The 12862-nt window shown below is 46.9% G+C and carries 12 protein-coding genes and 1 CRISPR repeat array; of the genes, 5 read left to right on the plus strand and 7 right to left on the minus strand.

The genetic code is table 11. From position 1 onward, the window contains the following. Positions 1 to 265: 265 nt before the first annotated feature. The 3 genes from AC50Y5_RS24990 to AC50Y5_RS25000 are packed head-to-tail and all read right to left on the minus strand — an operon-like array spanning position 266 to position 2895. Positions 266 to 1501 (minus strand): hypothetical protein, encoded by a 1236-nt coding sequence (locus AC50Y5_RS24990; protein ID WP_494864074.1) that lies wholly within the window; start codon positions 1499 to 1501, stop codon positions 266 to 268. A 57-nt stretch (positions 1502 to 1558) separates the two neighbouring features. Continuing rightward, positions 1559 to 2116, minus strand: a complete 558-nt coding sequence (locus tag AC50Y5_RS24995) for an SLOG family protein (RefSeq protein ID WP_056039706.1) — start codon at positions 2114 to 2116, stop codon at positions 1559 to 1561. After that, on the minus strand, positions 2113 to 2895 hold the full coding sequence (locus AC50Y5_RS25000) for an RNA ligase family protein (protein ID WP_056039704.1): 783 nt from the start codon (positions 2893 to 2895) through the stop codon (positions 2113 to 2115). Before AC50Y5_RS25000 ends, AC50Y5_RS24995 begins: the two co-directional genes overlap by 4 nt. A gap of 119 nt (positions 2896 to 3014) precedes the next feature. On the opposite strand from AC50Y5_RS25000, the gene AC50Y5_RS25005 reads away from it, so the two are divergent. Then, positions 3015 to 3224, plus strand: coding sequence for a hypothetical protein (locus AC50Y5_RS25005; RefSeq protein ID WP_494864075.1), 210 nt, complete (start codon positions 3015 to 3017; stop codon positions 3222 to 3224). Between the two features lie 226 nt (positions 3225 to 3450). Here AC50Y5_RS25005 and AC50Y5_RS25010 read toward each other — a convergent pair whose 3' ends face one another. From AC50Y5_RS25010 to AC50Y5_RS25020, 3 genes are all read right to left on the minus strand, one after another. Continuing rightward, a complete protein-coding gene (locus AC50Y5_RS25010) occupies positions 3451 to 3639 on the minus strand; it encodes a CsbD family protein (RefSeq protein ID WP_056039699.1) in 189 nt (62 codons plus the stop codon). 88 nt (positions 3640 to 3727) lie between these two features. Next, positions 3728 to 4312 carry a GerMN domain-containing protein gene (locus AC50Y5_RS25015; protein WP_494864076.1) on the minus strand — a complete coding sequence of 195 codons (585 nt, stop codon included), beginning with the start codon at positions 4310 to 4312 and terminating at the stop codon, positions 3728 to 3730. Positions 4313 to 4354: 42 nt separating this feature from the next. Beyond that, the gene (locus tag AC50Y5_RS25020) at positions 4355 to 5812 is read right to left on the minus strand and encodes an N-acetylmuramoyl-L-alanine amidase family protein (RefSeq protein ID WP_235533250.1); all 1458 of its coding nucleotides are present in this window, start codon (positions 5810 to 5812) and stop codon (positions 4355 to 4357) included. A gap of 278 nt (positions 5813 to 6090) precedes the next feature. Between AC50Y5_RS25020 and AC50Y5_RS25025 the strand changes: the two genes are divergently transcribed. The 4 genes from AC50Y5_RS25025 to AC50Y5_RS25040 all read left to right on the plus strand — a co-directional run bounded on the left by AC50Y5_RS25025 (position 6091) and on the right by AC50Y5_RS25040 (position 11049). Next, positions 6091 to 8616: an RCC1 domain-containing protein gene (locus AC50Y5_RS25025; protein ID WP_494864077.1), complete on the plus strand. Its 2526-nt coding sequence runs from the start codon at positions 6091 to 6093 to the stop codon at positions 8614 to 8616. A gap of 228 nt (positions 8617 to 8844) precedes the next feature. Next, complete coding sequence (locus tag AC50Y5_RS25030; RefSeq protein ID WP_494864078.1) at positions 8845 to 9126, plus strand: hypothetical protein; 282 nt, start codon at positions 8845 to 8847, stop codon at positions 9124 to 9126. Positions 9127 to 9335: 209 nt separating this feature from the next. Then, complete coding sequence (locus tag AC50Y5_RS25035; RefSeq protein WP_494864079.1) at positions 9336 to 10508, plus strand: sulfatase-like hydrolase/transferase; 1173 nt, start codon at positions 9336 to 9338, stop codon at positions 10506 to 10508. A 61-nt stretch (positions 10509 to 10569) separates the two neighbouring features. Next, positions 10570 to 11049, plus strand: coding sequence for a hypothetical protein (locus AC50Y5_RS25040; RefSeq protein ID WP_494864080.1), 480 nt, complete (start codon positions 10570 to 10572; stop codon positions 11047 to 11049). 228 nt (positions 11050 to 11277) lie between these two features. Continuing rightward, a CRISPR array of direct repeats spans positions 11278 to 12058; the repeat unit is 33 nt; unit sequence ATTTCAATCCACGCACTCCATACGGAGTGCGAC. Positions 12059 to 12285: 227 nt separating this feature from the next. Here the strand turns inward: AC50Y5_RS25040 and AC50Y5_RS25045 are convergent. Further along, on the minus strand, positions 12286 to 12861 hold the full coding sequence (locus AC50Y5_RS25045) for an RNA 2'-phosphotransferase (RefSeq protein WP_056039686.1): 576 nt from the start codon (positions 12859 to 12861) through the stop codon (positions 12286 to 12288). Between the last annotated feature and the right edge of the window lies 1 nt (position 12862).

Genomic DNA, 12862 nt, shown 5'->3' on the forward strand with positions numbered 1-12862 from the left:
CATCTTTAGCTATTAAATTTTCTACATAAAGTGCTAAAATCCTCTAAAATCATTTCATTTTACTGAAAATTCATCATTTATTTTTTCGATCTCTGTCATATTTTATCGAACTTCAATCATTAACTGCTCCAATTATGATTTCAAACCGCCATAACAAATTTACCAAAATAACGGACAGGGGCTTTTGCAAACAAATAAAAAACGTTGCTTCCGCAAGGGGAAACAACGTTTAAGCAACATATCATCACTCATTATGCTTATCAATTTACAAGATCAAATCACCGAACAGGCCAAACAACAATAAGTAAGCACAAACCGAAAGAACGATATACGACCACAGCTTCTCCTTCGTCACCTGGCTGGCCACCGATGCGCCGACCAAGGAAATGCCAAGAGTAGACAGCAGTGCCGCCGCCATTACCAAAAGGCCCAGCTTAAAGCTAATGAGCGAAACGACGCCCGCTATTAAAAATCCAGCTCCAGAAACGAGCTGCATCGCTCCAATCGATGTAATGAAAGCTCTGAGTGTTAGACGCTGCGTCGCTCTCCACAAGCTGATTCCCCATAAAGAACCGAGGAAGGCAATCGTCGATATTAGCGACAGCAGCAAGATTTTGCCGAATAGCGCTGCGCTCATGCCGCTTCCCTCACGCAATAGATCGGATACCCCATAGCCGAAAAATAGCTGGATGGCACTGCCTGTAAGCAGCCAGAACAAGAGGAAACCTATTATCGCACTGACAATCCCGATTATACCGTAGCTCAAATCTTTGGCCGGGTTTAAATTCAGCCCCTCCAGCGGATTTTTCAGCAGCTTCAGCAATATTTGCATATCGATCTGCTTAACCGAGCCGGATATATTTTGCAGCAGCTTGTTTGCAGCCCCTGCTGCTCCGCTTTTGGCTCCTGCTCCTGCACTTGCGCCAGCACCAGCGCCCGCAGCGCCTGCCATTCCGGCAGCTTCATTTCTCACTGATGCAGCCGTTCCAACTGCCTCATTTCTTGCTGTCGCCGCCGTAACAGCTGGCACAGCATCATCTGCATCGTATTCGCTATTGTCATCGCCGTATGCGTCATATTCCCCATACTCGCCGTAACGTTCCCGTTGTCCCGGCTCTTCCTCCAAATCCTCGCGCTTCTGCAAAGCCGCTTGCTCCCGCGTCGCCTCAAGCAAGCGCGCATCTTCCTCTTGGCGCGCCAGTTCCTCCTGCCGTGCTGCTTCCGCACGCCGCAAAATCTCTTCCTGCCTCGCCGCCTCTGACTGGCGGGCAACCTCCACCTGCCTTGCCGCTTCCGCTAGGCGGGCTGCCTCGGCCCGCTGCGCCGCTTCTTCCCGCGCAGCCTGGGCTGCTGCTTGCGCTGCCGCCAGTGACTGCTGCGACTCCCGCGGCTGGCGGAACACATGCACCGCCTGGCTAGCTGGCTCACTCTTTTCTAAATCAAATGGCCGCGCCTTTTCCGAATGCTGCTCTTGATGCTTTTTATCATCCTGATCATCCATCTCTGCATCCTCCTCTTGCTGTCAAGAACCGCCCTAACGAGTGGCAGCCTTATTATGCTAGTCCATATCCCGATAATTCGCCTCATCCGCAATGCTCTGAATATCATCCGAGCTGATGCTGATGTAGCGATAACCATCGGCCTGCTGCCGGCGGAGCGCACGCTCCTTGAAGTAGCGCGGACTTCCTTCCCCCGCATCCTCATCGTACACGAGCAAAATACCCTCGGTTTTGCGAAACAGCAGCTCATCCCTCGCCTGCAGCTGCCAAATGCCGTCATAAGGCTTGTCGCTGACCGACGCATAATAATCGACGCCCTTCAGCACCTGCTCATAATATTCCTTCTTGTCATCCTTCCACTTCTCTTCCGGATTGCTATACGCCGTAATAATAGAAAGCCTGAGCTGCGGGTATTGCGGCTTAAGCGCGATGACGGCTTCACATGCCCATAGATCAACGCCATATTGGCCCGGCGTAATGACCCATTGCAAGCCATCATCAATGAGCGGCAGCAGCTTATTCGTAATCGCCTGCTTAATATAGGCAATGCCTTCATGCTTTTGATTAAAAATGTTCAGCTCATGCGCGCGGTAGCCCGACACTAGCAAATTGTTCATGCCTTCGGCGCATTTCTAAAGGTTCGTTCGTAATCCTCGAACCGGATTTTACGAATCATTTTGCGATCAGCCGTTCGTGCAATAATTCCTTCTGACTTTCCGGATGCATCCATTCCTACACGCGTGGCCGCAAAATCGCTGAGAAAACGGCTCGTCTCCTCCAGCCCGACCGGAAACGCAGCTCCACCCAGCTCAGCCAGCAGCGGCGCAGCGTCGAGGCTCCAGCGCTCGATAAATGCTGCTTTCTCCGCCTCTTTATAAAAAGGCTGGCCGCCATGATCGCGCCACTTGGCAATTTGGTCAATCGGCAGTTCCAGCAAATGCTTAAGCTCCTCATGCGTCAGCGAAAACAGATCGAATACCCGGTAGCCTTGGCTGCCGCTGGACGTATAATTTTTGGCCGCCTTTGTTTTACCGCCATAGCTCTCCTGATAAATAACGGTAAGTCCAAGCTTACCATCCGCCAAGCTGGCCTGCATCCGCTCCGCAATCGGGGTTAGCAAAGCCGCCATATTGCCATAGGGATTGCCAATTCGGTCCCCCTTGGCAAACAGCAGCTCCTCTCGTGAGCCAATAAAATAGTCCGTCCCGGCTTCATTATGAAGCAAAATTATGCGCGCATTTTCCCCGTCTACTTTTTCATAAACATAAACGGGCTTATCCGAATCGAAGGCCTCACCTTCGGTTAATGTGTCGTTTAAACGGCCGCGTTCCCCAAGCTGGTGATAGGTGAGGATACTCGGATATTTCGTTAAGGAATTCAGTTTTGTAAAATCCATTATTCATCTCCTGCATCTTAATAAGTCTGTTCTCCCATCATAATACCATCGTTTCCCGCTCTTGGTTAGTCCGAAGGCAAGTTTGGGTAAGTAAAGAATAAGCGAGAGGAGGGTATATGATGTCTATTCATAACGAAAAGCCGATCGATTTACCAGAGCCGAATCCAGACAAATCGCCGGAACTCATACCGCCGAACCCACCTGAGATTTTGCCCGAGCAGCCCGCGCCCGAAATGAATCCCAGCACTCCAACACCCGAGATTGAGCCTGTGCCTGCACCGAATGTCGAAACGGACTTCCCAACCGAAATGCCGCCTGACCACTTTTAAAATAGCGCAAAGCAAAGGAGCGTTTGCCGACCTGCACAGCAGCGGCGAATGCTCCTTTACTTTGGTTAGCCATGCATTACTGTACCTTGCAATTATCTTGCAATGCTTTGCGGGTACGCTCGCCTCCTGCCTGATCGTTATGCGCCGCAAGAAGCCAGCCTCCACAGACTGTGAGGGCTGGCTTCTTGATGAACGATGCGGCTATAGCCAAGCTTGCAGCCGCCATCTACCTGCTGATTTTATTTTTGAGCTCGCCGATTTTTTCTTGGGCGATACCTTTGGCTTTATCCAGCTTGCCTTCTCCTTGCAGCGATTCATTGTTCGTCGCTTTGCCGATCTGGTCTTTAATCTCGCCTTTTACTTGATTGACTTTGCCTTTTATTTTATCGCCTAAACCGTTATTTGAAGCTGTCATATGATCATCTCCTCTTTGGTTATATGTCTCTTTACCTCTTAAAAGAGATTATGAAACATAGCGATGCAAGTATCGGCTTTCATCAAGCTTATTTCCCTCTCGTAATGGGATGCTCCAAATCGGCATGTCCCATTAAGCTTTCCAGTTGCTCCCCGTCGACGAGCAAATCAATTGTTTTCACTTCTACGAATTGAAATAGCGTCCATGTTAAAGCATCCAAAGCGAATATTTCACTGCCAGATCCGAGACGCGCCGTGTCAGGCATATGAATGTCGAGCGTGAGCGCTCCGTTTTTAAAATGGACGGATTTCAGCTCGATCTCCTTCGACCAGAGTGGTATCAGCTCGGCATTGTTGCTTTGCTGCAAAGCTTTAAAGGCTTCTGTATATTTTTCTACAGGTGTGGAAAAAGAAATCTGCACACCCGCTTTATCAAGCTTTTCCCCCTGCGGGTCTGAGAAAAAAACTTCAATTGTCCGCTTCTTCACTTCCGCAGCAGATACCGGAGCCTCAGCCGTTTGCTGCGGCTCCACGACTGTGGCTGCTGTGACCGTCTTGGATTGGGTAGCATCTAGAGTAACCTCTTGCGCCGGATGGGCTGATGACTTGTCCGCGCAGCCGGCTGTCGTCATAACGATTAATAGGAGCGCCGCAATAGCAATCTTTGTGTTCATTCAAACTCCACCTCCCTCAGGAATTGAAAGAAACAAGCTGTACTATTTAATACCCAAATATTCTTTAATTCCCTCAACGATGCCTTTTGCCATACGCATTTCCACCGTTTCATTCGTAATAACCGCCAAATCCGACGCATTGCTCATAAAGCCTGTCTCGAGCAGAACCGCCGGCATCGTTGTCTCTCGTATGACGTGATAGTTGCCATATTTCACTCCGCGATCTCTCAGACCAGTCGCTTCCACCAAATAGCGATGAATCGTCTTAGCTAATGGTATGCTCGAATCCCGCGCATAATACGTCTCTGTGCCTGAAGCTGTGGTTGTCGTGTAGCCGTTGGCATGCAGGGAGACGAACAAATCGGCATTCAGTGCATTTGCCAGCTTCGCACGATTCGAAAGACTAAGTGTAGTATCATCCTTTCGCGTCATCACCACATTAATGGCAGACACCTGCTTCAGCAGCTGCTCGACCTTCAAGGAAAGCTTCAGATTGATTATTTTTTCCTGCAGCCCTGTCAGCGCCACCTTGCCTGGCTCAACACCGCCGTGGCCGGGATCAATGACGACGATTTTTTTGCCGTCTGAACTGATTGGCGGCACAATCGGCGGACCGCCTACGTCGCCGTCCACATTAAGGTCTACGACATAAAGGCCAGAATCATCGCTGACAAGCTGATAGGAGGTCGCCTGTCTCAAATCCAAAACGATGCGAATAGCCGACGGCTCGCGGGTAAACAAAGAATAACGCACCTTCGTAACATCTGAGCTGTCCGTAATGACAAGCTCGCCCATCTGGCTGCCATTCAAAGCTTGTCCATCGCCAAACGACGGTGCAAAAGCCGAATTTGGCAAATCGATGACGAGGCGATCCGGCGCCTTCATCGCGAAAATTTTCGGCCCTACTTTGCCGCTTGTCGTGACGATAAGGCGGTTGTCATTAAAGCTGATAGCGCTTACTGTTGACACGCCACTCGGGATAGCTCCATCAATAATGGTGCCTCCCGTGCCGGAAGAGGGCGGAATAACCGGGTCCGTTTCCCCCTCATCGATGACCACTTCTGGAATCGGGCTCGTTAAAGTGACCGTCTTCGTCGTATTGTTCCAGCCAACCTTGAGATTCATCTGCTCGCCTACGAAGCGCAGCGGAACGAGCGTTGTTCCTTTTTTAATCACAGGAGGAGCATCTATTTCTATGGCAGCCGTATTGATCTTTGCCGCTTTCTGGCCTACCGTCATTTCAATGAGCGTGCCTTCCTTGCTAATCGTGACCGTCTGTGCCTGCTTATCCCAGAGCACGTCGTAGCCCAAGCTTTCCGATACGATCCGAATTGGGATCATGACTTTTTTGTCAATGATTTCGGCTTTCGTATTTTCAGGCTGCACAAGCTCTGTTCCGTCCAAAATCACCTTCGTATCCACCGCTGCTGCAAAGCTATCGTTTGGGAACGCCACTAAAAACATAAATAATACCATTAAGAACCCTATCTTCTTCATCATACTCTCCTGACATTGTGTCTTTTTTTGAATCATTGCAACCTCTCTTCTCTTTACAATTTCAATTTTTTCCATAAAAAATTAGACGAACTAATATGGAAAAAGTTGCAGGAATCTAGCATTTATGATGAGATTTCTTTTATGATTAAAATAAGGGAATATATTGACCAAATAATAAGAACGAGTTATGTTTGTCACTGTGTTCGTCCTTTATGTTAGATTATGGATCAGCTAAAGTGAATTGAACATCTCGATTTTATACATAATCAGGGGGAAAACAGATGAAAAAATGGTTTAGCAGTTTATCACTGAGTCTATTTGTTATTTGCTTTATTTGTTCAAATACTATATTCGCTCAAGGCTTGGTGGATCATTCAAGATTGAGTACAACCCCAGTCCCCTTCTCTTTGGAAGGATCGTACGAATACTATGTAAAATTTGACTCCAATCGGGTTGTAACGGTCGAAGGGATCATCATCAATAGCGCAAATTTAACCGTGGACTTAGAATTTATTGATCCAAGCAGCGGATATACCTTAATCAAAACGTTGCAAACCCCACTCAATGCTAAAGGCTACTTTAAAGTTGTAACTGAACCACTCGATATCAGTGTAAGGCCCATTGTTGAAATCCAAAGTCCTACAGGTGCCCGCTATGGAACAGTGGATACAGAACCTGGCACTCTGCTAAAAAAATATGAAAGCAGCTTGGAATATGATCAAACAAAATCCAGCATTGACAGCACAAAAACGAGAGAAGAAATACAGGATTTAAAAAACCGTCTGGCTCTCGGAGATAGAGTTACTTACTCTGTTGATTCTAATGGACAGTTATGGGCATGGGGCAGCATTCCGCAGGCACTATGCGATTCATCTAAAGTCTGCAATTCGACTGCTCCGAAAAAAATAACGAAGTTTAAAAATGTCAAACAAATAGCTGCCAACTATTCAACTGCAGCAGTATTGACAACAAAAGGCGAAGTCTATTTATGGCGTCATAATATTTCTTCTCCTATTTTAATGAAAGAGCTCCAGGGAGCTGTTCAAGTACAAGTAGGTGGACAAGGGCATGGGATGGTTTTAAAAAAAGATGGAACGGTAACCGAATGGGTTTTACCTTTCAATGAACCCTACCATGATGTTTATGAAACGGAAATAACGAAAGCACAAATTAAAACCAATCAGGTAAAGGGCCTGAAAAGCGTCACAAAAATTTTGATCGGCCTATCCTTCTATGGCGATTCCTATCTCGCATTAAAAAATGATGGGTCTGTCTGGGCATGGAAGGATGTAAGTGTAGCACTTAGTTATAAACAAAAAGGAAAATCAACAGATACAGGCATCTTACAGCATGTATTAGCAAGCACAGATAACCCACAAGAGCTAAAGGGCTTTCCCAAAGTAATGGATATTGGCTCACAGGATGCTGGGCCGCTGCTGCTTACGGAAGCCTATGATTTATGGGGTTATACAGATACGAAGGATAAGAAGGTTAGCCTACCTGAAAAAGTCGCCAGCGGTGTCATTAGCACTTTTCAAAATATGAGATATGTGATGAAGGAAGATGGACGGTATTATCAGTATGAAGCTGCCGGCAAACAAATATCGAATGACCCTTTCACCCCCTTTAATGACTACAAAATAATTGCTAGCGGTACGACATGGATTAATAATAGTTTGCATTATGCTGGAGTTAAAATAGATGGAACCTTAATGAGCTGGGGTGGAAATAATGGCGGTCAACTGGGAATTGGAAAAACGGCTGCCCTCAGTTTTGCTGTAAATCACATTCAAAGCATAAAAGACCCAATCGCTTTATCTGCAAATAGCAGTCATGTGCTTGCGCTAAATAAACAAGGTGATATCTATGGCTGGGGAAGCAATAAAGAGCATGAAGTTAAAAGCGGCAGTACGGAGGATGTTCTTGCCCCTTTTAAAATTACGACTATTAAATCTGCGATACAAGTAGCTGCTGGGAATGAATTTTCTCTCGCATTAACCAAAGAGGGCAAGCTTTACGGCTGGGGTAAACTAACGCGTTTAGGGGCAGCAGCCGATTCGGATAAGCCACTTCCTTTAGACCTGATCCAAGAGCCTATCAAAGAAATCGCTGCATATAATAAGAGTGTCGTTATTTGGACATCGAGTGGAAAAGTATACCACCTCGGGGAGTGGGGCTCCAGCAACGTCACGAAAAATAAAAAGCTAGTGTGGCAGGTTAATATTAGCGATGTTATATCTGTAGGTGTTAGCAACGATCGGGGATTTGCAGCCAAAAAAGATGGCTCTGTGTGGTACTGGTCAGGTCCAAAAAAAGAAGGCACTATTACCGCTTCAAAAATCTCCGGCTTTTCAGGTATTACTAAAGTGTTTGCAGGCGGAGATTCATTTAATGGAGATACGTTAATCGGAATCGATAAAAACAAAGGGCTGTGGCGCTGGAATAGTTCGCAAAGCTTGGTTAGCAATATTAGGCAGAAGCCTTATCGAGCGACCAATACCTATGTTGGACCCGTAAAAGAAAAATTAGATTATAGTACAGTTTCAACTACTGGACGATTAAGCCTTTATATAACGACACAAAAAGAATTATTATACGAAGGAAAGTCAATGGGTCGTTTGCTAGAGCAGGACGGGGGGAATAAAAACGTTACAGCGATTGCAGCTTATGGAGAGAATTATTACTGGGTGTCTAAAGGCCGGTTATTGACCTATGGTTCAAGCAATAATGCTGGAGAGCTGGGTATTGGCACAAAAGGCTGGTATGAAGAGCCGCAAAAAGTAGTGGCTGCAACCAAGTTATTTTAAATGTACAGTGAGCAGGGCATGATGATTTATCGAATACATGAATACGAAAAGTGAGATTCATAGTAGCTCTTCAAAGTGAAGTTCATCGAGTCTACCGAATAGGTAGGCTCTTTTATTTCAGAGCTTACATCACACAAGATGTTGCCATGACAGTCGTATCGCACAGCATTGCTTATGACTTTGACACCTTATCCCATTTTGAAAATGGAACCGAGATAAATTTGGGGGGTGGTCACTGCCCCCATCGATCCCGCTAATCCAGAGTATTCTTCTTCCTACTCCATATATGATATTTTTGGCGTTTCAACAAACGCACAGCATCACGACGAAGCGGCATTATTAATGGATTTTATTGCTCATGATTCATCAAACAGCCGATTAATTGCAAAAAACAAAACGAATTATGGCTTACCCGCAGTAACCGACTATATGAACCCTATAGGCGATCATGACCTGTCTCCTTTCTATGAACTCAAGCCCATTCCTAATCAGAAATTTCGGATGATTTAACGATTGAGGAAGCTTTAAATGAGTTAGATGTAACAGGTCAGATGGCCATCGATGATGCCTTGCTCAAATTGAACATAGAAAAGTAGCTTAAAGTATTTATTCGAAAAGCATTACGTCACGGCTCAGACTCCATGCGCTGGGCCTCTTCTTTTCCAAGCCATTGCCGCATAATCTAGGGTTAAAATTATACCCTGGGGGGGGGTGCTGTCGTGAACAGCCAACCGCTCTCAAGAAAAAAGCCTAATTTTCTTGTCATTCTCGTCGATGAGGAGCGCTATCCTCCCATCTATGAGAACGCGGAAATTAAGCAATGGAGCAAGGAAAATCTCGTTGACCAGCAATTTCTGAGAAAAGCGCACAGCATGGAATTTCACAGGCATTATATCGGAAGTGCTGCTTGCTGTCCGAGCCGAGCTACGTTAATGACCGGGCAATATCCTTCGCTCCACGGGGTCAGCCAAACAACAGGGATTGCCAAGGATCCGTTTGACTCGGATATGTTTTGGCTGGGCAGCAATACGGTGCCTACGCATGGGAACTATTTTCGCGAGGCAGGTTACCAAACCTATTATAAGGGAAAATGGCATTTTTCCTACCAAGATATCATTATTCCTGGCACGCATCAAAGCGTCCTCAGCTATTCCCCCGATAACGGTATTCCAGATCGAGCACGGGAGGAGCTGTATTTGCATGCCAATCGAATGGACGATTTCGGATTTTCCGGCTGGATTGGCCCAGAGCCTCACGGTAGAGACCCGCGAAACTCCGGCTCGTCTGCTGCTAAAGGGCTGAGCGGCCGAGATATCGTCTATGCCTCCGAAGTGGTTTCACTGATTCAGGCTATTGCCCATGAGAAAGAGCGAAATGATGCGGCAAAGCCATGGCTCGTTGTGTCTTCATTTGTGAACCCGCATGATATTGTTTTATACGGGGCTCTCGCTGCACAGCTGCCTGCCTTCAATTTCGACATAGGGCCAATGCCTCCGGTCGCGCCAGCGCCGACCCAAAATGAACCTTTAGATACGAAACCGCGCTGCCAAAAAAGCTACCAGCAAATTTACCCGCGCGCGCTGCAGCCCATTATTAATGAGCCTCATTACCGCAAGCTTTATTACCATATGCAAAAACAAGCCGATATGCAAATGCAGAAAGTGCTTGAAGCGCTTGTCCAATCCTCTGCCTATGAAGAAATGCTCCATGTCCCTTTAGTCATTCACAGCAAGCAGCTGTTTCCGAAGCCAGAGTCAAAGCCTTTCAATACCCTTACAAGCCATGTTGATCTGCTCCCGACTATGCTTGGGCTGGCCCAGGCTAACGTAGGAGACATCCAAAGCCGCTTGCAAAAAAAAATTCAGCGAGGCCCATCCCTTTGTCGGCCGTGACCTGTCCAGCTTTATTTTAGGGCAAAACACATCCGAGCCCGTAGAATCACCGATTTATTTTATGATCGACGACGACGTTACGCGGGGCCAGCACCAAGTTAACCCAATCGGAATACCATTTCCTTCCGTTGTTCAGCCCAATCATATTGAAACGGTAATTGCCCCTCTCTATAACGATAACAACAAACAATTATGGAAGTATTCCCGCTATTATGATAACGAGCAGTTTTGGAGCGAGCCGGGAGCTAGAGACGTAACTTTTCAGCCGACCGCTCAGCATATCGGTAGTGCAGCCTCCGTGTCACTCTCTGCCTCTAATATCTGCTATGTTGCAGCTATCAAAACCGTTCCTGTTGCTGAGGAATACGAGCTGTATAATTTGACCGCTGACCCGCTTGAAACACGCAATCTCGCCCATCCTGCCTTCGCGACCGAGCAGACGAAACGCGTCCAACAACAGATGGCACAGCTGCTTGACGAACAACGGCATCAAAAAAGGATAAAGCCTTACCTTACTGGCTTATCGCCAGACGAATTATAAATTCGGCAGCCTGAAATTCCTTTCCCTGCCGAACATAAAAAGAGTATGGAGGCTATTAAAACCTTCATACTCTTTTTGATTTGTTTGAAAAACGCAGTCTGACGAGATGCAACAGATGTTTCAGTCATTTGTTGTTGCCTTATTGTGCGACCATAAAAATGTTTTTCTCGTAGCACTCCATACGGAGTGCGACTTGTATAGGAACATTTGTTTGCATTATAATTCAGAATTTCAATCCACGCACTCCATACGGAGTGCGACGATTATAAAACAATCAAGGAAGCCATATCCGACGTATTTCAATCCACGCACTCCATACGGAGTGCGACATCAAACCAGCGATGATATGCCCCAATTTAGCCATTTCAATCCACGCACTCCATACGGAGTGCGACTATCCACGCCAGCATAGTTGCCTGATACGGAGATATATTTCAATCCACGCACTCCATACGGAGTGCGACGTACACGGCAGCTGATAAGATCATTATTAGGCTGATATTTCAATCCACGCACTCCATACGGAGTGCGACATTCAAACTTCCGCCATTAGGCCAATTTGCATAATATTTCAATCCACGCACTCCATACGGAGTGCGACAAGGTTAATGACCGAACAGGAAAGGTTACACTTAATTTCAATCCACGCACTCCATACGGAGTGCGACTGCTAAGCAAGTCAGAGCGGTATTACTATGACAAAATTTCAATCCACGCACTCCATACGGAGTGCGACATTAAAGCTAGATGCAGACACGTTCATCGACTCTCATTTCAATCCACGCACTCCATACGGAGTGCGACATTGCCGCAGTAAGCGCGTAGAAGCTGCTGCTCACATTTCAATCCACGCACTCCATACGGAGTGCGACGACAAGCTAGTTGTAGTTGTCAGCGATTTTGGAATGATTTCAATCCACGCACTCCATACGGAGTGCGACGAGCTCAACTTTACTGATCAATACCGTATCTGCTGATTTCAATCCACGCACTCCATACGGAGTGCGACAGCGAAATTACATACAATTGATCCAATCATGGCATCAATTCACGATCTTTTCAAGAACAATAATGCTAAGCGTATATGATTAAAACCTTGACATTTTAGAGAGTTATTCAAATTCGACACGTATCGACATTTTCTGAGGTGCGAATCCCCTAGGGATTTCATGGGAGCTTCACATTCGCACCAAAAAATGGCTGCGATTACCTCAGCGAAAATTGTAATTCTTTTACCTAATTTTTCACCGTATCAATCGGCAAATCATATTTCCGGCAGCATGCCGCCGGAATTTCCTCAGCCAGCCACACCTCATTGCCAGCATAATAAAAAACAACCCCGAGCTCCGCGGCAAGCTGCGTATCCACTGCCAAAATCACAAGTTTGCCCCTTCGGCTGCCCGCAAGGGCTGCAAAATCCAGCCCCTCCGACAGATGGCAATACTGGCGGCCCATCGCTTGAATGCCCTCGCGCAAAATAGCCGCCACCACCGCTTCATTCGTGCCATGATACAAAACTTCCGGCGGCACCGCAGCCGGATAGCTCACCTTTTGCACGCTATGCCCATAACGGGCGCGGATGCGCCCGTCTGCAAGCTCAAAGCGCTGCTTCGAGGAGCGCTCCACAACATAGCGGATATGCGCTTCCGTCATGCTGCTCCAATCCGGCTGCCGATTAATGGCGGCCAGCAGCTCGCTAAGCAAGCAGGAGCCATCCGCTTCATCGAGCAGGATGCCGAACTTTTCGGGCGCATGCCGCAATATTTTGGTCATCATCTTGCTGAGGCTTTTTTCCCTTTTATCCGTTAACATC

This window comes from Paenibacillus sp. JT22N7 (assembly GCF_059383875.1).